The sequence below is a fragment of the Streptomyces nitrosporeus genome (genome assembly GCF_008704555.1).
Classification (GTDB): Bacteria; Actinomycetota; Actinomycetes; order Streptomycetales; family Streptomycetaceae; genus Streptomyces; species Streptomyces nitrosporeus.
In genome coordinates this window covers 4,111,015-4,135,666 of record NZ_CP023702.1, presented here as the reverse complement: position 1 = coordinate 4,135,666, position 24,652 = coordinate 4,111,015, and the positions used below count along the sequence as shown (strand labels likewise).

The following is a 24,652-nucleotide window of genomic DNA, read 5'->3' as shown; positions in this document are numbered from 1 at the left end:
AGCAAGGTCACGGAGGGGGGTCGATCGCGTTCGGGAGAAGCGGTCTTGAACAAAGTCAGGCTGCCCCGGACCTTCTGCGGTGAGCCGGAAGCCGGAGTGTTGTTGGAGGAGGTTGCGGCGGGGCCGGGCCGAGGACGGTCAGGAGGTCGCTAGAACCCTGGGAGGGCCAGCCGCCCGCACGGAAGGCAAGTTCCACACCAGTGTCTGGTGACAGGCTGGATCGACTTGACCGAACCAGGTGGTGTCTCACGGGTCGAATGACCCAGAATGCGGGGGAGAGCGATCGGAAAGCAGCCGTATCGGTCTGGCTGCCAGGGCAGTTGGAAGGTGCAGCCTGATGAGCAAGGTCCCGGAGAACGGTGAAAAGATGGCGTCCGAGGCCTCCGGTCCTGTAGCCAGCGAGGCTGCTCAAGCCGAAGCAGGCCCCGTCAGGTCCGGGCCGTCTTGGAAGCAGGTTGCCGTAGCGGCCGGCAGCTTTGCTGTCACCGTAGTGGGCACAGTCGTCGTCACCCTCGCCGCGACACACAACTCCGCACGTAGGGCGAACGCGGCGGCTTACGCCCACGGCCTCCTTGACGGGGCCAAGGCCGCAAGCAACGGTTACGACTTCGACGAGGATGACGACTACTTCGACGAGGACGACGACTAACCGATCTGGCGAACGGCGTGAGGCTGCCCTTCGGCCTTCGGGCAATACCAGAGCCGGGGGCCAAACAGGGGGCCAAACGCAGCAGCCGCCGCATGACTGTCCCGGACAGTCATGGACTGTCATGGAGGGCAACAGGCAGGTCAGCGGCCCCAAAGTAGGGTCACAAGGCGCCTGATCGCGTTCGGGACGAAGAGGTCGTGGGTTCAAATCCCGCCACCCCGACAGCTGAAATATCAGGTCAAAGGGCAGGTTATCTACGGAGAACCTGCCCTTTGCCGTGTCCGGGCCGCCCTCTTTCGCAGGTGCGGGAGCCCGGGGACGTGGCTGCCGTTGTATGCCCGTCGGCCCTTCGGGCCTGTTCCCCCCGCCGTGTGTCTCCGGCCGTGCGTGTGTCCCCCGGTCGGTAGGGAGGGCTCGCCCTCTCCCGTCGGTACGGATGCCGGCCGGTGCCGGCCTGCGTCGGGTGTACGAGGGAGAGCGCGGGGAGCGCGAGGGCCGTGGGGCGTCGGCGGGGAGGTTTTCACACGTTTCCGGGCTCGCAGGATGCTGCGAGGCGGCTCGCAGGAAGCTGCACCTCGTTCGGGGCGAGGGGGAGGCGGGGCCTGGGACAGTGGAATGACCAATCCCCATGCGGAAGGAGCCGGCAGATGGCCCAGAAATCCACGGGCGGGAGTACTCGGAATCCGTTGGCCGGGCTGACCGGCCTGCTGATCGCTCTCGCTTGTTCTCTCGTGATCCTCGACGGCGCCGCACAGATCGTGGCGGTGTCCGTGTTCGCCCTCGGAGCGCTGTTCAGCGCCCGTTCGCTGGCCCGGGCCGCCAGACGGTAACCGGCGCGGGGCGGCGGGGGCCGCGGGATCTCTCCGACGGGGGTCGGAGCACCTGCTCCACGGTGCTCCGACCCCCGTCGTGCCGTCCGGGAGCGGTCGTCCGGGAAGCGCCGTCCGGATGGACGCGCCGTCCCGGGAAGCTACGTCCGGATGGATACGCCGTCCGGGAAGCACAGTCCCGGACGGAAGCACCGTCCCGGACGCACGCGCCGCTCAGATCCAGCTGCGCTCGCGGGCGAGGAGTGCGGCCTGGAAACGGTTCGACGCGCCCAGCTGCTGCATCAGGGACGCCACGTACTTGCGGTACGTACGCACCGAGATGCCGACGTCGCGGGCTCCGGTCTCGTCCTTGTCCGCCGTGCACAGGGACTCCAGCACCCTGCGCTCGATCTCGCCGGGGCGGTCGTCGGCCGGCTCCGGGCCGCTCTCGCCCGACGGCGGCGGAGGCTCGTGGGCCTGGCCCCACATCCGTTCGAAGAGTGAGACCAGGGTGGCGACGAGCCCCGGCTCCCGGGTGAGCAGGGCACCGCGGCTGCTGGCGGCGGGGTCGATCGGGGTGAGCGCGGCGGCCCGGTCGAAGATCAGGACACGTTCCAGCGGCAGCCGGGAGATCCGGATCTCCGCTCCCTTGGCGATCAGTTCGTGCAGGTACGCCATGGTGCCGGGATCGTCCAGCGCGGCGGCCCCGATCAGGGTCCGCATCCGTATGCCGCGACGCAGGATGCGTTCGTCCGCGGGCCGGGACGTCGCGACGACCTGAGGGGGGATCAGCCCGCTCGGCCATGTGGTGAGGCTCTCCGTGCGGGTGAAGAAGGTCAGTTCGTCGATGGCGGCGCGGACCCGGTCGACTCCTTCCAGACGCTCCATCGTGGGGCGGTCGTTCCCGGCGACGGCGTTGTCCGCCGGTGCGGGGTTCCGCTCCGCGAGCAGTGAGGCGACGATGTCGTTGTCCGCGACCGCGTTCTCCAGCTCCGCCCGGACCAGGGCCACCCGGCGCTCGACGAGGGCCTCGATCGCCCTCGCCGGGGCGACGGGGCGCAGCAGGCCGTCGGCACTGGTGGCGAGTCCGAGTCCGACGGCCCGTTCCCGCAGGGCGCGCGTCGGCTCCTCGTCCGGGGAACGGTGTTCGGCCGGCTCCTCCAGGCCGGCTCCGCCCGTCCGCAGCAGTGCGCGGTAGAACGCCTCCTCCTCCGGTCTGACGCCCAGAAACTCAAGACTCGTGTGCGGCATGGTTCCCCCCAATGGCCGACGACTTCCGGTCGTTCTCATAGATCTATCAGGCTGACCAGGCAAGAACGATGTAGATCGTCAGGTCCGTTCAAGCCAAGGGCAGAAGATGCGCAGGAAGTGACATCGGCGGGCGCAGCAAGCTGCGCGCAAGTCCCCTCCCGCTCGGGCTTCCCGGACAGCAGAGTTGTGGTCACAAGGAGCCGCCGGGAACACACCGGAAGCTCCGGGCAACCGGACCGGAACGGGCCGGATTCCAGATCCACACGTATCGATCAGGGGGAACAGTCATGAAGAAGCGCTTCGCCATCTCGCTCGTCGCCACCGCCCTGCTCAGCATCGCCGGCGCCGGTACCGCCCAGGCGGACGCCCCGGCGGGCCCCGCGGCCGAGGTGGTCTCCACCGCCACGACCGGCGGTTCCGCCCTTCTCCAGCTGTCCTCCCTCCCCGAGCTGATCCTGGACGAAGTGGTGCCGGCCGTCCCGCTGATCCACGACTGGATCTAGCCACCACGACGTCAGCCGTCCGTCAGCCGTCCATCAGCCAGGACCTCGGCCAGGAACAAGGAGGGAACCCCCGATGACCGCCTACTCGGTCCTCGTACCGTTCGTCCCGAGCAGACCCGAGCAGATGCTGCCGTTCGCGGGACTCGTGCACTGGACCGGTGCCCACCGGCTGTGGCAGGGGCAGAGCCTCTCCACCGAGTCCCACCAGGGGTTCGCCTACGCCGCCGGTGCGGGATTCCGGGTGCCGGCGGGGCTCGGAGTGACCCTGATGCCCCTGCGGCATCCCACCGAGGCCGCGCTCCAGGCACGATCGCTCTCCCTGATGACCGGCGAACCGGTCCTGGCGGGGTACGGCCCCGGAGCCCCGGGTGTGCAGCAGGCACTGCTCGGTGCCCCGTACCGCAGTCCGCTCACCGCGGCCCGCGAGTACCTGGGCGCCGTACGTGCCGCGCTGGCGGGGGGTCCGGAGGTGCTGGACGGTACGTACGTGCACCAGGAGTCGCTGCTGCGGCCCGTGCCCGGCCCGAAGGTCGAGCTCGGACTCGGTGTGCTGCGGCCCGGGATGGCCCGGGTGGCCGGCGAGGTGGCCGACGCGGCCATCACCTGGCTGACGCCCGCCCGTTATCTGCGGGAGCACATCGTGCCCGCGGTACGGGAGAGCGCGGAGAGGACCGGACGGCCCGCCCCCCGTGTGGTGGCCATGGTGCCCCTCGCCCTGGAGGCCCACGACCGCGACCCCGTGCAGCTCGCCCTCGCGTCGAACCGGAACCATCTGCGTGCGGCGCACTACCGCGACATGCTCCGGCGCGGCGGTGTGGACCTGCCGGACGAGGTTCCCGAGGGCACCGGACCGCCCGACGACAACGAGCTCCTGCAGGGCAAGGCACTGATCGCCGGCGACGCCTTCCTGTACGGCGGACCGGACGGGCTGCGGGCCGGGCTGGACGCCTACCGGGAGGCGGGGGTCGACGAGATCGTCCTCAACGTCACCGGTGTGGCCCGGGTCTTCGGGCCACAGGCGGCCACCAAGGAGCTGCGCGCCCTGCTGACCCTGCTCGGCCTGGCCGTCTGACCTCGCGGCAGACCCGGCCGCCCTCCTCGCGGGTACCTCCCCGCGTCCCCTGGACTTCGCACGTACGCGCTCCACCACCCGGACTTCGCAGGCAGCCCCCTGCCGTCGGCTCCTCACGCACTCACGTTAGGCATGCTCATGACACATTCTTCGGCCAAGGCCCACGCCTTGCAGTGGGGCACGGGACGTCCCGTGTCCGCCCTCTCCGCCCGTCCGCCGTACACCTCGACCGTCGTCCTGGAGGACGCGTCCCACCTCGACGCCCTGCTCGGCTCGGGTGTGGCCGGCCCCGGAACCACCGTCCTCGTCCCCGGGGACGAGCCGAGCGCCGAACCCGTACGCCACGAGCCGACCGGCGCGGAGATCATCACCTGGCAGGGCTCGCTCGGTGAGCCCGGCGCGGAGGCGGGGCTGCACCCCGACTTCTACCTCCAGGTGCAGGCCTACTCGATCACCCCCTACCTCTCGGTGCTGGGTCCGACGCTGGTCCGGATCACCGAGGAGGCCGACTTCCAGGCCTACCTCGACGACGCCGGACGTGCGCTGGACCAGGGCGAGTTCTCCGAATACCTCACCCATCCCGCGGTACAGCTCGGGGACCTCTCCGCGCTGGGCGGCGGCCCCGGGGAGGACGGACCCGGCCTGCGGCTGTACGTGGCCGCCGACGGCACCGTCAGCGTCTCCCCCGGTGGCGCCCCGCTCGGCCCCGTCGGTACCCCGCGCGACGAACTGCACCGCGCGTGGCAGGAGTTCCCCGACGCACTCGGAGCGGTGCCGGACAGCGCCTCCCGGGCACGGGAGCTGGCCTCCCGTCCCTGGACCGGTCGTTACCTGGCGGCTCTGGGCGCGGTCAGGGAGGCCGTGACCCGCGGTATGGAACAGCCCCGCGTCTCCGGGTTCGGCGGCCGCATGACCGAGGCGCTGAACGGCTTCGCCGAGCCCTTCGACCGGTCCGCCACCGCCCCGCTGCTCCTCCACAACGGCGAACGCGCCCTGATCCACCACCCCGTGGACCGCCGCACCGTCGCCCTCTCCACCGACGCGGCCCTCGCCGCCGAGGCGCTGCTGGTCACGGGCTCCGCTCAGGAGGCCGCCCGGTACGCCGCCCCGGACACCGTCGACGCCGTCGCCGCCTACTTCGCCGGCATCGGCCTGCCCCTCACCGAATCCGCCGAGCCCCGCACGGTCACCGAGGAGGTGAACGCCTGATGGGCGCCATGCTGCTCAGTCCCGCCCTCGCGGGCACCCCGCTCACCGGCCGCGCCGCCGAGGCCGTCGCCGGGCTCGGAGAACAGGCCGTCCTGTGCGACCTGTACGACGAGGCGGGAGCCCCCGTCTACCACGACATCGCCGGCACCACCCCGCACGAGGTACGCGAACTCCTCGCGGCCCTGCGCAGACTGCCCGGCCCGGTGCTGGACCTGGCGGCCGGCTCCGGCCGCCTGACCTTCCCCTTCCTCGGTCTCGGCCGCGAGGTCACCGCCCTGGAACTGTCAGAGGACATGATCGGGCTGCTCCGTGAGCGCCTGGCCGCCACCCCGCCCTCGCTGCGCGGACGCTGCACACCGGTGCGGGCCGACATGAGCGACTTCGCCCTCGGCCGCCGTTTCGGTGCCGTGGTGCTCGGCACCACCTCGGTCTCGCTGCTGCCGCCCGAGGCCCGCCCCGGTCTCTACCGCTGTGTACGGGAGCACCTCGCCCCCGGCGGACGCTTCCTGATCACCACGGTCGAGGTCGATCCGGCCGCCGACGGCACGGACGAGTCCGAGATCCTCGCGGAGGGCCAGAGCGGCCGTACCTACCGCATGATCGAGCAGTGGAGCGCGGGCGCCACCACCCGCACGGTCACCATGATCCCGGCCGAGCCGCCCGCCGAGGGCCCCGTCACGGTCGCCACCACCACCATCGGCGTCCTGCCCGCACAGCGGCTCATCGCCGAGCTGGAGCAGGCCGGTTACGCCGTCCGCTCCCTCACCCCCGTACCCGGTGGCGGACGCCACCACGACGTCCTGCTCGAAGCAGAGGCCCTGTGATGACCGAGACGACCCTGACACCCCTGCCGGAAGAGGCCGGCACGCGGTCCCACCCCGCGCTGTGGACCTCCCTGCTCCCTCCCTCCGCCCACGGCGACGACAGCATCTGCGCCGTCTCCGCCCAGGGCATGCGCGTACGTTTCGCCGACGGAAGCGAACTCCTCGACGGTGACTCCGGGCTGTGGAACGCCAATCTGGGCCACGGCAACGAGAACATCGCCCGTGCCGCCTACGAAGCGCTCCGCGACGCCTCGTACCTGAGCGTCTTCCGCTACGAGCACACCTACGCCCGGCGTGCCGCCGAGGCCCTGGTCGCGCTCTGCGGAGCCGACCACTTCGCCCGGGTGCTGTTCTCGACCTCCGGGGGCGCCGCCAACGACCTGGTCATGAAGACGGCCCGGCACTACCACGCACTGAGGGGACAGGCGTCCCGCAAGATCGTCGTCGGGCTGCGGGGCAGTTACCACGGGCTCACCTTCGGCGGGTTCGCCCTCACCGGGGAGAACCTCGGCCAGCAGGTGTACGGCGTCGACCAGCGCCTGGTCCGCCATGTCACCCCCAACGACCCGGGCGACATCGAGAAGCTGATGCGTGCCCAGGGCCGCCAGGTGGCCGCCGTCGTGGTCGAACCGGTGCTCGGCAGCGGTGCCGTACCCCTCACGGACGAGTACGTCGACACCCTGCTGAGGCTGCGGGACGAGTACGGCTTCCTGCTCGCCGCCGACGAAGTGGCCACCGGGTTCGGCCGCACCGGGGACATGTTCGCCTCCCAGCGCTGGAGCGGCCGGCCCGATCTGCTGGTCACCTCCAAGGGGCTGACCAACGGGACCTGCGCCGCCGCGGCCGTGGTCGTCTCCCGCGAGGTGGCCGACGTCTTCCGCGACGAGGACGCCACGCTCACCCACGGCGAGACGCAGGCGGGCACCCCGGTGACCTGTGCCGCGATCCTCGCCACCATCGAGGAGATGCGGCGGCTGGACGCGGTGGCCCTCGGCCGGCGTGCCGCCGAGGTGCTCGGCACCGCTCTGGACCGGCTCGTCGAGGGGCACCCCCTGTTCGACTCCGCCGACGGCCGCGGGCTCTTCCGGTCGCTGCGGATCCGTACGGCCGGGGGCGGGCTCCTGCCGCAGGCCGAGGTGCTCGGCCAGATCGCCGCCATCCGCGCGGCGGGGGCGATCGTCCACGCCGGTGTCCACGGTGTGCAGATCATGCCGCCGCTCACCGCGACCGACGCCGAGATCCAGGAACTGGTCGAGGCCGTACGCACCGGTGTCGAGCACTTCGCGGGAGGCATCCGGTGAACATCGCCTGGTCCGGTTCCACCCGGCTGCTGGTCGGCTCCGCGGGGCTCGCCGACTGGCTGGAGGACTTCGAGGACGCCCGGGGAGACTCCGGCCCCGCCGGCACCGCCCTGCTGCTCGACCCGGCCGTGGCCGAGAGCTCCGTCACCGCCCTGGTGACCGAGGAACTGGACCGGGCGGGCCACACCGTCCGGCGTATCGTCCCCGACGGCGACGGCGGCCCGGACGAGATCCTCGCCCTGGCCGGCGCCACCGCCGACGCCGGCCTGATCGCGGCCGTCGGCGGAGGATCCCTGATCGACCGGGCGAAGCTGCTCGCGGTCGCCCACGAGGACCCACGGGCCCGCGCCGCCCTGCGCACCACCGGCCGCAGCGGGCTGCTGACCCTCGATCCGCGTACCCGCAGGTCACGGCCTCTGCTGGCGGTACCCACCACCATCGGCACCGGCGCCGAACTCAGCCGGGTCGCCTGCCTCCCGCACAACAGCGGCAAGCGGCTCGTGATGAGTGACGCACTGGCACCGGACGCGGCCCTGCTCGACCCCTCGGCGACCGAGACACTGCCGGCGGACCTCCTGGTCGAAGGCGTGCTGGAGGCCCTCTTCCGCACGATCGGCCCGTACATCGGCAACCTCCTGGACCGCCCGGTCGAGGACGCCCTCTCCGAGGCGGCGGCGACCCAGCTGGTCCGGCTGGGCGGCGAAGCCGCCCGGCAGCTCGCGGCGGGCCGCATGCCCGGCGCCGAACTGCGGACCGACCTCGCCCGGCTCAGCGGACTCACCCAGTCCACCTGGTTCTCCTACGGCCGAGACCTGTTCAGCACCGAGGGCTGGATGATCGCGAACGAACTGTCCAGCGCGCTCGGCGCCCGCAAGATGACCGCGGTCGCGGCTCTCCTGCCCTCGCTGTGGCAGGCGGTCCTCGCCGGAGACACCCGGCTCGGCTCCGCCCCCCGCCTACGGCGGGTCTGGGACCTGCTGCGCTCGGCCGACAGCAGCGGCGACCCGCTGCCCGCCGAGCCGGCAGCGGGCATCAGCGCCCTGATGGACCGCTGGGGCGTGGCACGGGACCTCACCCTCACGCCGCCGCTGCGCGAAACGGTCGCCCGCCGGACGGTCCGCACCTGGGGCGCCGGGCTCCCGATGCTCGGCGGACTGCGGGCGGCGGACGTGAACGCCCTCCTCACCGCGGCCGCCTGAGCGGCCGCACCCACAGACTTCCGCGCCGGCCCGGCGCGGGGAACGCACCACCGCTCGGCATCCGGCCGAGCCCTACGAAGGAGAAACGTCATGAACGAGAAGTTCGAGAACACCGCCCTCGACCTGGACAGCCTGGAGCTCGGCCTGCAGGAGCTGGAGGCCATGGAGGCCCCCGGCTGGTGGACCACCGGCGGTGTCGTCGTCGGCGTGTCCCTCGTCTCCGTGGTCCTCACCTGATCCTCCCGGACCGACCGGACCACCGTCCCCACCCACCACGCATCACTCACGGAAGGAAGCAGTCATGAACGAGAAGTTCGAGAACACCGCCCTCGACCTGGACAGCCTGGAGCTCGGCCTGCAGGAGCTGGAGGCCATGGAGGCCCCCGGCTGGTGGACCACCGGCGGTGTCGTCGTCGGCATCTCCATCGTCTCCATCGTCGCCACCTGATCCACCCGCAGCACCCGCAGCACCAACCACAACTCACACCCACGGAAAGGACATCGCCATGAACGACAAGCTCGACACCGTCGCCATCGACGCGGACAGCCTGGAACTCGGCCTGCAGGAGCTGGAGGCCCTCGAGGCCCCCGGTTTCTGGGAGGGCGTCTCCATCGGCATCGCGATCTCCACGGTCACCATCGCCACCTGATCCACCCGCAACACCCGCAACACCAACCACAACTCACACCCACGGAAAGGACATCGCCATGAACGACAAGCTCGACACCGTCGCCATCGACGCGGACAGCCTGGAACTCGGCCTGCAGGAGCTGGAGGCCCTCGAGGCCCCCGGTTTCTGGGAGGGCGTCTCCATCGGCATCGCGATCTCCACGGTCACCATCGCCACCTGATCCACCCGCAACACCCGCAACACCAACCACAACTCACACCCACGGAAAGGACATCGCCATGAACGACAAGCTCGACACCGTCGCCATCGACGCGGACAGCCTGGAACTCGGCCTGCAGGAGCTGGAGGCCCTCGAGGCCCCGGGCTTCTGGGAGGGCGTCTCCATCGGCATCGCGATCTCCACGGTCACCATCGCCACCTGATCCACCGCCCGGCGCAAGCCGAGACGGATCGAGAGGACCGGGCCGGGCCGGGAGAACTCCCGGCCTGGGCCCGGCCCTCGGCCCTCCCCCTCTTCACCATCAGGACTTCCGGAGCACCTCATGACACGACACGACAGGAGTGCCGGCGATGACCACGAATGACGCCGCCGTCTCGCTGAGCCACCTCACCAAGACCTACAAGGGCGTCACCGCGGTCGAAGACCTGAGCGTCGACATCCGCGCCGGTCGCGTCACCGGTCTGCTGGGCCGTAACGGAGCCGGCAAGACCACCACCCTGAGGATGCTCCTGGGACTGGCCACCCCGACCGCCGGCACCGCCACCGTCCTCGGCAAGCCGTACGCCGAACTCCCCCACGCGGCCCACCGGGTGGGCGTCAGCATGGACGGCATGGGCGGCACCCCCGGCGCCACCGTCCGAGGCGAGCTCCGCATCTGGTGCACGGTGCTCGGACTCCCCGCCACCCGCGCCGACGAGGTCATGGAGATCACCGGCATCGCCGACGCCGCCACCCGCCCGGTCAAGGGCTGCTCGACCGGTATGCGCCAGCGGCTGGCCCTGGCCGCCGCGCTGCTCGCCGACCCCGAGGTGCTCATCCTCGACGAGCCGGCCAACGGCCTGGACCCGGACGGTATCCGCTGGCTGCGCGACACCCTGCGTTCGCTGGCCGGAGAGGGCCGCACGGTCGTGGTCTCCAGCCATCAGCTCGCCGAGCTGGAGCAGACCGTCGACGACGTGGTGATCATGCAGCGTTCGCTGCGGTACGCGGGCACCCTCGACGACCTCACCGGTCACGGCGCCGTCCGTCTGGAGGACCGCTTCTTCGAGCTCGTCGACCCCGCCGCGACGGCCCCCGCGACCCGTACCCCCGCCACCGCGGCCCCGGCCGCGGCCCGCACTCCGGAAAGGATCACGTCCCGTGCGTAACCTCGTCGCCGGCGAAGCCCGCAAGGCCCTGACCGGACACATCTGGTGGTACCTGCCGCTCGCCGGCGCGTGGCTCTGCCTGATCAGCACCTTCGGATACGTCTCCGGAGGCGAGAAGGCCATCGCGTCCGGCTCCACCGCCCTCGCCGTCAGCCAGGACGTCGCCCGTGCCTGGATGATGATGTTCCTGCTGGCCTCCGTCTTCGGGGCCGTCGCCGTCACCCGCGACTACGGCTCCGGGACCATGACCCGCTCCGTGCTCCTGGCCGGCTCGCGGACCCGCCTCTTCAGCGCCAAGCTGATCGTCGCGACCGCCGCCGGCGCCCTGTTCGGCGTGCTGGCCGCGGCGCTCGGCACCGCCAGTGTCTACCTCGCCCCGGGGGCGTTCGGCTTCGAGGCCGCCGTGGACGGTGAGACCGCCCTGATCCTCTTCGGGGTCTTCGTCTGCTGCACACTGGCCGGCCCCTGGGGCGCGCTCGTCGGCTGGATCGCGCGCAACCAGACCGTCGCCGTGGTCACCCTGCTCCTCCTCACCCTCCTCGTCGACCCGGGGCTGCAGCGCATCGTGCCCGAGGCGGCCCAGTACCTGCTCACCATCGCGATGAGCTCGATCTACCGCGATGTGAAGCCCGATCTGCTGTCGCTGCCCATGGCGTACGCCGTGACCGCCGCCTGGCTGATCGCCGCCTTCTTCGTCGCCCGCCGCCTGGTCCGTACCCGCGACATCGCCTGACCGCCCGCCGCCGCGCGGACACCGCCCTGCCGGCGCCACGCACGCGCCGCCCGCCGATCCGAGGTGCTCCCACCATGCCCGCAACCCTGTCCGCCGCCGCGCCCGACCTGGAGCGGCCCCGTACCGCCGGTGACGTCGCCGTGCACGAGCCGCTCACCGAGGGCGCCCCGTGGGTGATCCAGCGCGGCGAGCACCAGCACTTCCGCACCAGCGAGAACGTGGCCCGGCTGGTCCGCCTCCTCGACGGCAGCCGTGACCACGACCAGCTCGCCAGCGAGCTCGGCCGGCCGTGGACGCCGGACCACGTCGACCGGGCGGTCCGCAACCTCGCCGAGTCCCACCTGCTGGACGACGGCACTCCCGCCCGGCGCGTACGGCGCGTCCGCTTCGCCGGGCCGCTGACCATCCAGTTCACCCTGCTCAAGCCGGAGCGGATGCTCCGCCGCCTCACCCCGCTGATCCGGCCGCTGACCCACCGCGCGGTCCTCGCCGGTGCGGCGGCCGTCATCCTCTTCGGCGTCCTGGCCCTCGCCGCTTCCGGCCCCACCCTCGGCGCGGCCCTCAGCCGGCCGATGCCGCTGTGGTCGTACGCCGCGGTGATGCTCGGCGTCATGCTCACCACCGCCGTCCACGAGATGGCGCACGGCGCGGTCCTCACCCACCACGGGGGCAAGCCGAGCCGGATGGGCTTCATGCTCTTCTACATGTCGCCGGCGTTCTTCTGCGACGTGTCCGACGGCTGGCGGCTGCCCGCCCCCCGCCAGCGCGTCCAGGTCGCCCTCGCCGGTATCGCCGTCCAGGCCGTGGCCGCCGGGGCCGCCGGCATCACCGCGCTGTTCGTGCCCGCCGGGCCGCCGCGCGACACCCTGCTGCTCGTCTCCCTCGTCAATTACATGACCTGCCTGGTCAACCTGCTGCCGCTGGTGAAGCTGGATGGCTACATCGCGCTGATGAGCCACCTCGACATCTCCCACCTGCGGGAGAAGGCCATGACCGATGCCCGCAGGTTCCTCGCCCGGGTGCTGTTCGGCGGCCGTGGTTACGACCGTGAACTGTCCGGCCGCCGCTGGGCCGTCCCGTACGGACTGGCCTGCCTGCTCTTCCCGCTCTACCTCGTCTCGACCGCCCTGACCCTGTGGTCCTCGATCTTCCAGCGGCTGGGCATCGCCGGTTCGGTGCTGATGCTGTGCGGCCTCGGTTATCTGCTGTGGCGGCTCGGCAAGGGCACCGCCGTCCTGGTCAAGGACGCGCTCCGGGCGGGCGCCCGTCCGTTCCGCATCGCCGCCGCCGGGCTGCTCGCCGCGGTGTCCTTCGGCCTCGTCGCCACCCTCGTCCAGGTCCCCGCCACCGTCTCGGCCGGTTACACCACCGAGAGCGACGGCAGCCTCAGCCTGCTGGTCCCCGAGGGCGGTTCCGGCTTCGAGCTGGAGGAGGGGACCTCGGTGACCCTGCGCCGCTCGGGTCTGTTCAGCCGCCCCGAGGTCGGCACGGCCGAGCTCGGGGAGCCCGTCGGGCGCGAGACGCTGGCGCCGCTGACCGCGATGCTCCCGGTCGACAACGACCGGCCGTGGCTCGCGATGCGGGCGTACCCGCTGGAGCGCGGGGCCACGACGCCCGCCGCGGACGGCCCCGACCACACCGGCGTCGCCGAGGTGAAGGCAGGCGACCACCCGCTGTGGAAGTGGTTCGCCGTCTCCTACCTCGGCCCGATCCTGCCCTGATCCCCACCCCACCGACTTCTGGTACGCCGCTCCGGAGGACCCGCCATGTCCCTGCGCCATGTTGCCCACTGCCCGCCGGGCACCCCCTTCTACGACCGTCCCGCCGCCGTCACCGGTGAGGAGGTCTTCCCCCTCGCGGCGGCCGAACCGCCCGCCGGCTGGACGCGCTCGGCGATGGGCGAGTGGACCGCGCTGACGCCTCCGGACCCCCGGCTCCCCACGCAGGGCTGGAAGATCCACGTCTCGGCGACCGCCGGGAGCGCCCCCGAGGTGCTCGACGCCGTCCGCGACTACTGCTTCCGGCGGTCGCTGCTGTTCAAGTTCCTCACCACCCCCGGGATGCTGATGCTGCGCAACAGCAAGTACGGGGACCGGGGGAGCAGCGGCAAGTTCATCACCCTCTACCCCCGCGACGAGGCGGAGCTCCGGCTCGTCCTGGAGGAACTGGACGAGCTCATCGGCGGCCGGCCGGGCCCCGCCGTCCTCAGCGACCTGCGCTGGCGCCGCGGTCCGCTGTACGTCCGCTACGGCGGCTTCACCCTCCGCATGGGCCGCGGCCCCTCGGGCGAATCGGTCCCCTGCATCGAGGACCCGGACGGCAACCTCGTCCCCGACGTGCGCGGCCCCGCCTTCCGGCCCCCGGCGTGGGTGCCGCTGCCGCCGTTCATCGCGCAGGCGCTGGCCGACCGCAACAAGGGTGGCGGGCTCGGCTCCTTCCCCTTCAAGATCACCCAGGCGCTGCACTTCTCCAACGGCGGCGGCGTCTACCGGGCCACCGACACCCGCGACGGCCGTCCGGTGCTCGTCAAGGAGGGCCGGCCGCACGCGGGCCTGGACGACACCGGCGCCGACGCGGTCGCCCGGCTCCGCCATGAGTACGAGGCGCTGGCCGCGCTCGACGGGCTCCCCGCCTTCCCCCGCGTCCTGGACTGGCGCAAGGGCAACGAACACTGGTTCCTGACCCGGGAGTACGTGGACGGCGAGCCGCTCGGCAAGGAGGCGACCGCCCGCAACCCGCTGGTCCACGCCGTGACCGCGCGGCAGACCGCGATGAGTCTCGACGGGTACACGCGCTGGGCGCTGGACGTCCTGGACCGGATCGAGGACGCCGTCTCCTCCATGCACGAACGCGGTCTGGTCTTCGGCGACCTGCACCCCAACAACGTCCTGATACGTCCCGACGGCAGCATCGCCTTCATCGACCTGGAGACCACCCGGCCCGCCGAGGACCACACCGGGCAGGCCATCGGCGCCCCCGGCTTCGCCGCTCCCGCGGGCACCACCGGGACGGCCGTCGACCGCTACGCGCTGGGCTGCATACGCCTCAGCGTCTTCCTCCCCCTGACGGCACTGCTGTCATGGGCACCGCACAGGGCCGAGGAGCTGATCGCCCGGATCACCGAACGCTTCCCGGTTCCGGAGGACTTCGGGGCGCGGGTCCGTGCGGACCTGGCCCTCGGGGCCGGCGTGTCCGCGAAGTCCCCAGCGGCCGTACCGGGCGGGAGGCCCGGAGTGTCCGCGGTCCCGGCGGCCGGCGCGTCCGGGGAGACCGGGCCGCGCGCGGAACCCGTGGACGGACCGCTGGCCACCGCCGGACGGATCGGCGCGGGTGTGCTCGCCTCCGCCACCCCCGAGCGGACGGACCGCCTCTTCCCCGGTGACGCCGACCAGTTCAGCCACCCGGACGGCGGCCTGAACATCGCCAACGGCGCGGCGGGTGTGCTGTGGGCGCTGCACGGAGCGGGGATCGAGGTGCCCGAGCCGTACGTCGACTGGCTGGCCGAAGCCGCCCGCCGGGAGAGGTCCGCCCGCCCCGGGCTCTACGACGGACTGGCCGGAATCGCCTGCGTCCTGCACGACCTGGGCCGCCCCGACGCGGCCGCCGAGCTCCTGGACCGCGCCCTGGCCCGGCCCCGCGAACACCACCGGGACGGCAGCCCGGACCACAGCCTCGCGGCCGGTACGGCGGGGCTCGGTATGGCCCTGCTGCACCTCGCGGGCCGCCGCGGGGACGACTCCCTGGCCCGTGAGGCGCACCGGCTCGCCGACGAACTCGCCGACGGGCTGTCCGCCCGGCTCTCCGGTGACGGCGCGTCAGCGGCGTGGCCCGGCCCGGAGTCCGGCCGCCGCCCCGGCCTGCTGCGCGGCGGTTCGGGCGAGGCGCTCTTCCTTCTCACCGCCCACGGCCCGGACCACGACCTGCTCGACGCCGCCCATGCGGCCCTCACCCACGACCTGCTGGTCTCCGGCCGGCTGCCCGGCGCGCCCACGGCACCGCAGCCGCCGGCGCCCTGGCACGCGCACCAGCTGGCGTACGGCGGTGCGGGCCAGGCCATCGCGGTCCACGCCTTCCTGGCCCGCCGGCGGGATCCGCGGCTCACCGCCGTACAGGACGTCCTGCTGACCGATCTGACCTCGGAGTTCCATCCGGCCTGCGGGCTGTTCACCGGTAAGGCGGGCGCGCTCGCGGCTCTGGTGCACACCGACGACGGCTCGGACGCGACCCGGCGGGCGATCGGCGCCCTGACCGCCGGCCTGGAACTGTTCGCGGTGCCTCAGGAGGACGGGGCCACCGGCTTCCTCGGCGACCATCTGCTGCGGCTGTCCACCGACCTCGCCAGCGGCTCCGCGGGGGTCCTGGCCGCTCTGACCGCGGCCCGTAACGGGACCGGCGTCCTGCCCTGTGTACCGTTGGCGCCGGGCGCCCCGCCCGAGCCCACCGGGCCGGAACCTGTCCGGGCCGCGGCCGCGGGATGACCGGTCCGGTATCTCCGCCGCCCCCGCCCCTCACCGATCACCGTGCCCTCGGCCGCATGCCGGCACGCCCCCACCACGGAGTCCTCATGTCCACGCAGTTGCCGGTCAGCATCCACAAGACGGAGGACGCCCTGCCCTCGGCGTCACCGGAGACCGCGGTCGTCCGCCTCGTCTCCCTGCTGCCTCAGGACTGGTCGGTGAGTCCGGCCGGCACGACGGAAGCCACCGCCACCCTGACCGTCACGGCCCCGGACGGCACGACACAGGCCCAGGTCCTGCGTACGGTGGACGAGGCGCTCTCCGCCTCCCCCATGCAGGGCTGGGCACGTTCCTGAACCCCGGGATCCCGGGCGGCCGTACGGGCGGTCCGGACGCACCGTGGCGGCGACGCGGCATCCTCGGCGCGTCGCCGCCACGGTCGTGCCAGGGGCGTCAGGCCGCTGCGGGAGCCGCCTGCTCGGCGATCTGGCGGAGCACCTCGGTCAGGGAGGCGACGACCTCGGCGTCATCGGCGGGGTGGGTCTCGGCGAAGCGGGTCACGGAGCCGGGGACGGACAGCTTGGCGTCGGCGAGCACCGTGGCGCCGGCGATGCCGGCGGCCTTGCGGGCGTCGTCCTGGGCCCAGACGCCACCGTACTGACCGAAGGCGGTACCGACGACGGCGACGGACTTGCCGCTGAGGGCACCGGCGCCGAACGGGCGGGAGAGCCAGTCGATCGCGTTCTTGAGGACGGCCGGCATCGTGCCGTTGTACTCGGGCGAGAACAGCAGGAAGGCGTCGGCCCCGCCCGCGACCTCGCGCAGGCGGGCCGCGGCGGCCGGAACGCTGCCCTCGACGTCGAGGTCCTCGTTGTAGAAGGGGAGGTCGGCCAGGCCCTCGAAGAGCTCGACGTCGGTGCCCGCGGGCGCGTGCTTGACGGCGGCCTCGGCGAGCTGGCGGTTGTGGGAGCCGGCGCGGAGGCTGCCGACGAGGGCGAGGACGCGTACAGACATGGGAACTCCTGGAGAGGAAGGCGGCGAGACAAGCGGACCGTAGTCCGTTTAAAGTTCTACCACCTAAGCGGACCGTGGTCCACTTCCGCTGCTCAGGGGCTACCCTGGAGCCATGACCGGTCCCGCCACCCCTCCGTACGGGCCGCTCGACCCCGACGACGCGCGGGCCGCCCTCCCTCTCGCGGGCACCGGCGCCCACGGGACGCTCCGGGCGGACGCGGCACGCAACCGCACCCGCCTGCTGGACGCCGCCTCGCGCCTCATGGCCGGCTGCGGCGCCGCGAACCTGACCATGGAATCGGTCGCCGCCGCGGCCGGAGTGGGCAAGGGGACGGTCTTCCGGCGCTTCGGCGACCGCGTCGGCCTTCTCGTCGCGCTGCTGGACCACCGGGAGAAGCTGCTCCAGGCGGCCTTCCTCTCCGGGCCGCCCCCGATGGGCCCCGGCGCCCCCGCGGTGGAACGCCTGCACGCCTTCGGGCCCGCCCTGATGCGCCATGAGCGCGAGCACCTGGAGCTGACCCTGGCCTCCCGCGCGGACCCGCTGCGCACGTACAGCATGCCCGCGAGCCGTCTGCGGGTCAGCCATGTCGCCATGCTGCTGCGCCAGGCGCACGTGGAGGGCGACACGGAGCTGCTGGCGCACACCCTGCTCGGCTCGGCCGACGCCGCCCTCGTCCACCATCTGACGGTGGAACGCGGCCTGGGAATCGAGCGGTTGGACCAGGGCTGGCACGACCTCGTCGACCGCCTCGGGGCCAGGCTGTAGCCGGTCCTCCCACGGCCCGCCGGGGAGCCGGGCGGGATCCCGGTAAGCCGCCCCGGGCGGGAGAGCCGCTGGTTACGATATGTCCCGGCCATCCGACGTACCCCAGAAAGGGATCCCGCACCCATGCCGGCCGAGACATTCGAGTTCCAGGTGGAAGCTCGTCAGCTCCTGCAGATGATGATCCACTCGATCTACTCGAACAAGGATGTATTCCTGCGCGAGCTCATCTCCAACTCCTCCGACGCGCTGGACAAACTGCGTCTGGAGACCCTTCGCGACGAATCGCTCCGGGCCGACACCTCCGATCTCCACATCGCCGTCGAGGCCGACGAGGAGAAGCGCACCCTCACCGTGCGCGACAACGGAATCGGGATGTCGCACGACGAGGTCGTGCAGCTGATCGGGACGATCGCCCGTTCCGGTACGGCGAAGTTCCTCCAGGAACTGAAGGAGGCCAAGGACTCCGCCACGTCCGAAGAGCTCATCGGGCAGTTCGGGGTCGGCTTCTACTCGAGCTTCATGGTGGCCGACGAGGTCACCCTGCTGACCCGCCGCGCGGGCGAGGAGCAGGGCACCCGCTGGAATTCGGACGGCGAGGGCACCTACACCGTCGAGACCGTCGACGACGCGCCGCAGGGCACCTCGGTCACCCTGCGGCTCAAGCCGGAGGACACCGAGGACCGGCTCTTCGACTACACCTCCCCCTGGAAGCTCAGGGAGATCGTCAAGCGGTACTCCGACTTCATCACCTGGCCCATCCGCATGGCCGCCGTGACGCCCGCCGAGGACGGAACCGAGCCGGCGGCCGAGACCGTCAACTCGATGAAGGCGCTGTGGGCCCGGTCGAAGGACTCGGTGAGCGACGAGGAGTACAGCGAGCTCTACAAGCACATCAGCCACGACTGGACCGACCCGCTCGAAACCATCCGCATGCAGGCGGAGGGCACTTTCGAGTACCAGGCGCTGCTCTTCCTCCCGTCGCACGCCCCGCAGGACCTCTTCATGCAGGGCCACAAGCGCGGTGTGCAGCTCTACGTCAAGCGCGTGTTCATCATGGACGACTGCGAAGCGCTCATGCCGTCGTACCTGCGTTTCGTCAAGGGCGTGGTCGACGCCCAGGACCTTTCGCTCAACGTATCGCGCGAGATCCTCCAGCAGGACCGCCAGATCGAGCTGATGCGGCGGCGCCTCGCCAAGAAGGTCCTCTCCACGGTGAAGGACATGATGTCCGCCTCGCCGGAGAACTACCGGACGCTCTGGAAGGAGTTCGGCCGGGTCCTCAAGGAAGGCCTGCTCCAGGACTTCGAGAACCGTGACGCGATCCTGGAGATCTCCTCGTTCGCCTCCACCCAGGACGAGGAGGGCCTGACCACCCTGCGCTCCTACGTCGAACGCATGAAGGAGGGCCAGGAGCAGATCTACTTCATGACGGGCGAGTCCCGTGCCGCCATGGAGAGTTCGCCCCACATGGAGGCCTTCCGGGCGAAGGGGCTGGAGGTCCTCCTGCTGACCGACCCGGTGGACGAGGTCTGGGTGCAGTCGGTGCCGGAGTTCGACGGCAGGCAGCTTCAGTCGATCGCCAAGGGCGAGGTCGATCTGGACACCGACGAGGAGAAGGCGAAGGCCGAGGAGGAGCGCGAGAAGCAGCAGGAGGAGTACGCCGGACTGCTCGCCTGGATGACGGAGCGGCTGGGCGAGACGGTGAAGGAGGTACGCCTCTCCTCACGGCTCACCGTGTCCCCGGCCTGCATCGTCTCCGACACGCACGACGTCACCCCGGCGCTGGAGAACATGTACCGCGCCATGGGCCAGGAGGTGCCGCACATCAAGCGCATCCTGGAACTCAACCCGTCGCACGCGCTGATCAGCTCCCTGAGGAAGGCGCACGCCGAGCGGGGCGGGGAAGCGGACGCCGGTACGGAGCTGGCCGAGGCGGCGGAGCTCGTCCACGGGCTCGCACTGCTCTCGGACGGCGGGGAGCTGAGCGATCCCGCCCGCTTCAGCAGGCTGATGGCCGACCGCCTGGAGCGCACGCTGTAGACCGGCGCATCCTCGCACGCGCTCACCTTTCTGCTACTGCGGCCGCCGGACGACCCGGCGGCCGCAGTCGTACGCGCGCCCGCCGGACCTCCGCATGACCGCCGCGCTTCCACACGCCTGCCGCACCTCTGCACCTCCACCGCGCTTCCACACGCCTGCCGCACCTCTGCACGCCCCTCCGTCACAACGGTGCGCCCCCTGAAGGGCCCGGGCCCCTCGGGACTGCCGGGGATACATGGAGTTGTGCGGAGCGGCGACAGCCGCACGACCCACCCGGCCACCCAGCCCGCCTGACCGTCCGGCCACCCAGCCCCCACGACCGCCCGGCCACCCAGCCCGCCCGGCCACCCGACGATCCGGCCACCCGGGCATGGTCCGGGAGATGGCGCGGAGGTGGCGCCGTGCCGTCGGCGGGCCACCGTGAAGGTCCCTCAACTTCACCGACCCGAGGGCCTCCTGGAGGTTTATCTACGCGCGGAGCTCACCCCACCGAACGATCATTCGGGCATATCAGGCGACTTCTCAACCGGACGCTACCGGGGGGTACCGGGAGCTGCTACAAACGTGCTCGTCGCACCAACTCCCCACTCATCCCCCACACTTCGAAGGGCTGACTGCCATGTCAGTACGTACCTTCTGGGCCTCCGTCTCGACCCTCGCGCTCGGCGCCGCCGCTGTGCTCGGCCTGGCGCAGCCGGCTTCCGCCGCCGGCGACAACTACGTCGCTCTCGGCGACTCCTACTCCTCAGGGGTCGGGGCCGGGAGCTACACCTCCGAGAGCGGTGACTGCAAGCGCAGCACCAAGGCGTACCCGTACCTCTGGCGGGACGCGAACGCCCCGGCCTCCTTCAAGTTCGTCGCCTGCTCGGGAGCCACGACCACCACGGTGGCAGGCAGTCAGCTCAGTGCGCTGAGCTCGTCGACCACCCTCGTCAGCATCACGGCGGGCGGCAACGACGTCGGCTTCGCCGATGTCATGCAGACCTGTGTGCTACAGAGCCAGGCCACCTGCGTCAGCCGGGTGAACACCGCGGTCTCACAGGTGCAGAACACCCTCCCGGGCAGGCTGGACTCGCTCTACAGCAGCATCCGTTCGCGCTCCCCGCAGGCCCATGTGGTGGTGCTGGGGTACCCGCGCTTCTACAAGCTCTCGGGCTCCTGCATCGCCGGGCTGACCGAGACCGAGCGCGGGGCGATCAACAACGCCTCCGACATCCTGAACGGCGTGATCGCCAAGCGGGCGGCCGACGCGGGCTTCACCTTCTCCAGCGTGGTCGACGAGTTCACCGGGCACGAGCTGTGCTCGGGCGACGCCTGGCTCCACAGCGTGACCCTCCCGATCACCAACTCGTACCACCCCAAGGTCGCCGGGCAGTCGGGCGGATACCTGCCCGCCTTCCGCTCCGCGGCCTGAGGACCGCCCGGCCCCGGTCCGCGGAGCGGGTCCTGACGCCTCTTCCCGCAGGCGCCGCCTGCTGCGCGGTACCGGGCTGTGCACGGCGACGGGGATCCTCCCTCCCCCTCGCCTCCCCGTGCAGGCGCCACCCGGGCGGCCCGGGTGGCGCCTGCACGCGTTCCGGCCGGAGGCGGGGCTGTGCCCGTGCTGTCCGTGCCGCCCGGGTGTACTGGCCGGAGCACGCTGTCCCTCGGCCGCCGGGACCCGCGGCCGGGCTGTCCCACGCGGTACCGGCACCGGCACCGGCACCGGATGACCGTATGTGCCGTGTGTACCGGTGGACGAGTTGTCCACAGGCCGCGACCGGTGGCCGCGCAGGCGGGTGAGCGAGTTGTCCACAGATCGCGGCCGACGGAGGGGTTGTCCACAGGCCCTCCGGTGACCCGGTCCGATCGGGTTGTATGGAGCCATGAGCGACGCACAGCACGAGACGTCCCCCGGGGGACAGGAACAGCACCGGTCCGGAAAGCCGGCCGGGACCGACGCCGAGCGGGCCGCGGGCCGGGCACCGGAGCGGGGGGAGCGGAAGCCGGACCGGGACCGGATGCCCCGGTGGGAGCAGCGTTTCCGCGCGCCCAGGGTCTCGCTGCCCGACTGGGCCGAGGACGCGCCCGACCGCTCCCTCTTCGTCTCCAACGCCACCGGGACGTACGAGCTGTACGCCTGGGACCGGGCGTCGGGGAAGCAGCGCCAGGTGACGGACCGGCCGAACGGGACCACCGACGGGGTCCTGCCACCGGACGGCGCGTCCGTCTGGTGGTTCTCCGACACCGACGGCGACGAGTTCGGTGTGTGGATGAGGCAGCCCTTCGAAGGCGGTCCGGACGAGCCCGCGACCCCCGGTCTCGGTCCTTCCTATCCGGCCGGGCTCGCGATCGGCCGGGACGGGACCGCGGTGGTCGGCCGTTCCACGGACGAGGACGGCACCACGGTCCACGTGGTGCGGGCGGGGACCGACCCCGTGGAGATCTACCGGCACCGGGAATCGGCCGGTGTCGGCGACCTCTCCCATGACGGCTCCCTGATCGCGCTGGAGCACACCGAGCACGGCGACGCGATGCATTCCGCCCTGCGCGTGGTGCGTCCTGACGGCACGACGGTCGCGGAGCTGGACGACACCGAGGGCGGCACGAAGGAACTGGGGCTGTCGGTCCTCGGGTTCGCACCGGTGGACGGCGACACCAGGCTGCTCGTCGGACACCAGCGGCGCGGACGCTGGGAGCCGATGATCTGGGACCCGGTGGCCGGAACGCAGACGGACCTGCCCGTGGACCTGCCCGGTGATGTGGGAGCCGAGTGGTATCCGGACGGTTCGGCGCTCCTCATCGAGCACAGCTTCGAGGCACGCAGCGAGCTGTGGCGGTACGAGCCGGGTGCCGCGGGGCCCGTGCGTGTCGAGACGCCCGCCGGCACGGTTTCGGGGGCCACGGCCAGGCCCGACGGCTCGGTGGAGTACCTGTGGTCCTCGGCCGAACAGCCCCCGGTGGTCCGGTCGACGACCGGGGACGTGGTCCTGGACCCCCCGGGGGAGAAGGCTCCCCCCTCCGTGCCGGTGCGCGACGTCTGGGTGGAGGGTCCGGGCGGGCGGATCCACGCCCTGGTGCAGACGCCTTCCGGCGGTGAGGGACCGTTCCCCACGGTCTTCGAGATACACGGCGGACCCACCTGGCACGACAGTGACTCCTTCGCGTCCGGGCCGGCCGCGTGGGTGGACCACGGGTTCGCCGTCGTCCGGGTCAACTACCGCGGGTCCACGGGATACGGCCGCGCCTGGACCGATGCCCTGAAGCACCGGGTCGGGCTGATCGAGCTGGAGGACATCGCGGCGGTGCGGGAGTGGGCGGTGGAGTCGGGTCTCGCGGACCCGGAGCGGCTGGTCCTGGCCGGCGGATCGTGGGGCGGTTATCTGACCCTGCTCGGGCTCGGCACCCAGCCCGGCTCCTGGGCGCTCGGGCTGGCGGCGGTCCCCGTCGCCGACTACGTCACCGCGTACCACGACGAGATGGAGGCCCTCAAGGCGATGGACCGCACGCTGCTGGGCGGCACACCCGAGGAGGTGCCGGAGCGGTTCGAGGCATCGTCCCCGCTGACGTACGTCGACGCCGTGCGCGCCCCGGTCTACATCTCGGCCGGGGTCAACGACCCCAGGTGCCCCATCCGCCAGGTGGAGAACTACGTGGACCGGCTGGCCGCCCGGGGCGCCGTGCACGAGGTGTACCGCTACGACGCGGGACACGGCTCGCTCGTCGTGGACGAACGGATCAAGCAGGTGCGGCTGGAGCTGGACTTCGCGCTGCGGCACCTCGCGGGGGCACCGCGGCCGGAGACCGCTCCCCGGCCGGGGCCGTGAGGGGGAGCCACGGGATCCGTACAGATTGAACCGGAGTACCCGTACACACAGCTGAAGGGCGCCCGGGACGGCGTAAGGCCCGGATAAATGGTGCACCCCGCTCCGGGGGACCGGAGCGGGAGACCGTACCGTGGTGGGGTGTACCGGTTCCTGCTGACCCCGCGGTGGTGGGGGATCAACCTCTTCGTCGTGCTGGCGATTCCGTTCTGCGTGTTCATGGGGACATGGCAGCTCGGCCGTTTCGAGGACCGCGTGCAGTCGCACGAAGAGGCCGAGAACCGGCCCGATCCCGGGACCCGTGCGGCGAAGCCCCTCGACGAGCTGCTTCCGGTCAGCACCGAGACCTCGGGCCGGCCCGCCGTGGCGACGGGGACGTACGCGGACCAGTTCCTCGTCCCCGGGCGCGAGCTGGACGACCGGACCGGCTCCTACGTGCTGGCCCTGCTGCGCACCGACGGGGGCAAGGCGCTGCCTGTGGTGCGCGGCTGGCTGCCCGGCACACCGGACCGCGCCGAGATCCCGGCGGTCCCGGCCGGGCAGGTCACGGTGACCGGCGACCTGCAGGCTTCGGAGAACACCGGCAGCGACGGGGTGGTCGCCGGCGGCGGCCTGCCCGACGGGCAGCTGGGCATGATCAGCGCGGCCGCCCTGGTCAACCTCGTCCCGTACGACGTGTACGACGCCTGGGTGACCCTCACCGGCCCCGGGCCGGGGTCCGGGGCCGGCGGTGCGTTGGAGCCGGTGCCCGCCGCGGCGGCTCAGGGCAGCGGGCTGGACCTGAAGGCCTTCCAGAACCTCGGCTACACCGGCGAGTGGTTCGTCTTCGGCGGTTTCGTGCTCTTCATGTGGTTCCGCCTGGTGCGCCGCGAGGCCGAGGCGGCGCGTGACGTCGAACTGGGCCTCGCCGCCGACGCCGACTGACATCCGGCCGGGCCGGACAGACCCGGACGTTCCCCGGGCCGGGCGGAACCGGCTCGGGCGCATCCCTCGTCCGAGTGGTACCGGCCCGGACGCGGCCC

25 protein-coding genes are annotated in these 24,652 nt (G+C 72.0%); 23 read left to right on the top strand and 2 right to left on the bottom strand.

Features of this window, described 5'->3' with window-relative positions; all coding sequences use genetic code 11:
• Positions 1 to 337 precede the first annotated feature (337 nt).
• Together CP967_RS18420 and CP967_RS18415 are read left to right on the top strand one after the other, a co-directional pair.
• On the top strand, positions 338 to 649 hold the full coding sequence (locus CP967_RS18420; protein WP_150489026.1) for a hypothetical protein: 312 nt from the start codon (positions 338 to 340) through the stop codon (positions 647 to 649).
• Between the two features lie 647 nt (positions 650 to 1,296).
• Positions 1,297 to 1,479 carry a hypothetical protein gene (locus CP967_RS18415; RefSeq protein WP_150489025.1) on the top strand — a complete coding sequence of 61 codons (183 nt, stop codon included), beginning with the start codon at positions 1,297 to 1,299 and terminating at the stop codon, positions 1,477 to 1,479.
• A 213-nt stretch (positions 1,480 to 1,692) separates the two neighbouring features.
• Here the strand turns inward: CP967_RS18415 and CP967_RS18410 are convergent, their stop codons facing one another.
• A complete protein-coding gene (locus CP967_RS18410; protein ID WP_150489024.1) occupies positions 1,693 to 2,709 on the bottom strand; it encodes a helix-turn-helix domain-containing protein in 1,017 nt (338 codons plus the stop codon).
• Positions 2,710 to 2,996: 287 nt separating this feature from the next.
• On the opposite strand from CP967_RS18410, the gene CP967_RS18405 reads away from it, so the two are divergent.
• The 16 genes from CP967_RS18405 to CP967_RS18355 all read left to right on the top strand — a co-directional run bounded on the left by CP967_RS18405 (position 2,997) and on the right by CP967_RS18355 (position 16,363).
• Positions 2,997 to 3,212 (top strand): hypothetical protein, encoded by a 216-nt coding sequence (locus CP967_RS18405; protein ID WP_150489023.1) that lies wholly within the window; start codon positions 2,997 to 2,999, stop codon positions 3,210 to 3,212.
• Positions 3,213 to 3,285: 73 nt separating this feature from the next.
• Positions 3,286 to 4,284, top strand: coding sequence for an LLM class flavin-dependent oxidoreductase (locus tag CP967_RS18400; protein WP_150489022.1), 999 nt, complete (start codon positions 3,286 to 3,288; stop codon positions 4,282 to 4,284).
• A gap of 138 nt (positions 4,285 to 4,422) precedes the next feature.
• Positions 4,423 to 5,493 carry a daptide biosynthesis RiPP recognition protein gene (gene mpaB / locus CP967_RS18395; RefSeq protein ID WP_190175148.1) on the top strand — a complete coding sequence of 357 codons (1,071 nt, stop codon included), beginning with the start codon at positions 4,423 to 4,425 and terminating at the stop codon, positions 5,491 to 5,493.
• Complete coding sequence (mpaM, locus tag CP967_RS18390) at positions 5,493 to 6,317, top strand: daptide-type RiPP biosynthesis methyltransferase (protein ID WP_229888486.1); 825 nt, start codon at positions 5,493 to 5,495, stop codon at positions 6,315 to 6,317. Before mpaB ends, mpaM begins: the two co-directional genes overlap by 1 nt.
• The gene (mpaD, locus tag CP967_RS18385) at positions 6,317 to 7,618 is read left to right on the top strand and encodes a daptide-type RiPP biosynthesis aminotransferase (protein WP_150489021.1); all 1,302 of its coding nucleotides are present in this window, start codon (positions 6,317 to 6,319) and stop codon (positions 7,616 to 7,618) included. The genes mpaM and mpaD overlap by 1 nt, the downstream gene beginning before the upstream one ends.
• Positions 7,615 to 8,817: a daptide-type RiPP biosynthesis dehydogenase gene (gene mpaC, locus CP967_RS18380; RefSeq protein WP_150489020.1), complete on the top strand. Its 1,203-nt coding sequence runs from the start codon at positions 7,615 to 7,617 to the stop codon at positions 8,815 to 8,817. Before mpaD ends, mpaC begins: the two co-directional genes overlap by 4 nt.
• 90 nt (positions 8,818 to 8,907) lie before the next feature.
• On the top strand, positions 8,908 to 9,054 hold the full coding sequence (locus CP967_RS34065) for a daptide-type RiPP (protein WP_167535404.1): 147 nt from the start codon (positions 8,908 to 8,910) through the stop codon (positions 9,052 to 9,054).
• A gap of 64 nt (positions 9,055 to 9,118) precedes the next feature.
• A complete protein-coding gene (locus CP967_RS34060; protein WP_167535403.1) occupies positions 9,119 to 9,265 on the top strand; it encodes a daptide-type RiPP in 147 nt (48 codons plus the stop codon).
• A 58-nt stretch (positions 9,266 to 9,323) separates the two neighbouring features.
• Positions 9,324 to 9,467, top strand: coding sequence for a daptide-type RiPP (locus CP967_RS34055; protein ID WP_167535402.1), 144 nt, complete (start codon positions 9,324 to 9,326; stop codon positions 9,465 to 9,467).
• 58 nt (positions 9,468 to 9,525) lie between these two features.
• Positions 9,526 to 9,669 (top strand): daptide-type RiPP, encoded by a 144-nt coding sequence (locus tag CP967_RS34050; RefSeq protein ID WP_167535402.1) that lies wholly within the window; start codon positions 9,526 to 9,528, stop codon positions 9,667 to 9,669.
• Between the two features lie 58 nt (positions 9,670 to 9,727).
• The gene (locus tag CP967_RS34045) at positions 9,728 to 9,871 is read left to right on the top strand and encodes a daptide-type RiPP (RefSeq protein ID WP_167535402.1); all 144 of its coding nucleotides are present in this window, start codon (positions 9,728 to 9,730) and stop codon (positions 9,869 to 9,871) included.
• A 148-nt stretch (positions 9,872 to 10,019) separates the two neighbouring features.
• Positions 10,020 to 10,817 (top strand): ABC transporter ATP-binding protein, encoded by a 798-nt coding sequence (locus CP967_RS18375; RefSeq protein ID WP_150489019.1) that lies wholly within the window; start codon positions 10,020 to 10,022, stop codon positions 10,815 to 10,817.
• Positions 10,810 to 11,550: an ABC transporter permease gene (locus tag CP967_RS18370; protein WP_150489018.1), complete on the top strand. Its 741-nt coding sequence runs from the start codon at positions 10,810 to 10,812 to the stop codon at positions 11,548 to 11,550. Before CP967_RS18375 ends, CP967_RS18370 begins: the two co-directional genes overlap by 8 nt.
• Positions 11,551 to 11,624: 74 nt before the next feature.
• Positions 11,625 to 13,271 (top strand): daptide biosynthesis intramembrane metalloprotease, encoded by a 1,647-nt coding sequence (gene mpaP / locus CP967_RS18365; RefSeq protein ID WP_150489017.1) that lies wholly within the window; start codon positions 11,625 to 11,627, stop codon positions 13,269 to 13,271.
• 45 nt (positions 13,272 to 13,316) lie between these two features.
• A complete protein-coding gene (gene lanKC / locus CP967_RS18360) occupies positions 13,317 to 16,028 on the top strand; it encodes a class III lanthionine synthetase LanKC (protein WP_150489016.1) in 2,712 nt (903 codons plus the stop codon).
• An 86-nt stretch (positions 16,029 to 16,114) separates the two neighbouring features.
• Positions 16,115 to 16,363 carry a hypothetical protein gene (locus CP967_RS18355; RefSeq protein ID WP_150489015.1) on the top strand — a complete coding sequence of 83 codons (249 nt, stop codon included), beginning with the start codon at positions 16,115 to 16,117 and terminating at the stop codon, positions 16,361 to 16,363.
• 97 nt (positions 16,364 to 16,460) lie between these two features.
• Here the strand turns inward: CP967_RS18355 and CP967_RS18350 are convergent, their stop codons facing one another.
• Positions 16,461 to 17,021, bottom strand: a complete 561-nt coding sequence (locus tag CP967_RS18350; RefSeq protein WP_150489014.1) for an NAD(P)H-dependent oxidoreductase — start codon at positions 17,019 to 17,021, stop codon at positions 16,461 to 16,463.
• Between the two features lie 112 nt (positions 17,022 to 17,133).
• Here CP967_RS18350 and CP967_RS18345 point away from each other — a divergent pair, with 112 nt between their 5' ends.
• The 5 genes from CP967_RS18345 (at position 17,134) to CP967_RS18325 (ending at position 24,554) form a co-directional block, all read left to right on the top strand.
• The gene (locus CP967_RS18345; protein ID WP_150489013.1) at positions 17,134 to 17,787 is read left to right on the top strand and encodes a TetR/AcrR family transcriptional regulator; all 654 of its coding nucleotides are present in this window, start codon (positions 17,134 to 17,136) and stop codon (positions 17,785 to 17,787) included.
• A 123-nt stretch (positions 17,788 to 17,910) separates the two neighbouring features.
• Complete coding sequence (htpG, locus tag CP967_RS18340) at positions 17,911 to 19,827, top strand: molecular chaperone HtpG (RefSeq protein ID WP_150489012.1); 1,917 nt, start codon at positions 17,911 to 17,913, stop codon at positions 19,825 to 19,827.
• A 619-nt stretch (positions 19,828 to 20,446) separates the two neighbouring features.
• On the top strand, positions 20,447 to 21,241 hold the full coding sequence (locus CP967_RS18335; protein WP_150489011.1) for an SGNH/GDSL hydrolase family protein: 795 nt from the start codon (positions 20,447 to 20,449) through the stop codon (positions 21,239 to 21,241).
• Between the two features lie 586 nt (positions 21,242 to 21,827).
• Entirely contained in the window at positions 21,828 to 23,633 is a 1,806-nt protein-coding gene (locus CP967_RS18330; protein WP_150491920.1) for a S9 family peptidase, read from the top strand.
• Between the two features lie 138 nt (positions 23,634 to 23,771).
• Positions 23,772 to 24,554, top strand: a complete 783-nt coding sequence (locus CP967_RS18325) for an SURF1 family protein (protein ID WP_150489010.1) — start codon at positions 23,772 to 23,774, stop codon at positions 24,552 to 24,554.
• The last annotated feature ends 98 nt before the right edge of the window (positions 24,555 to 24,652 follow it).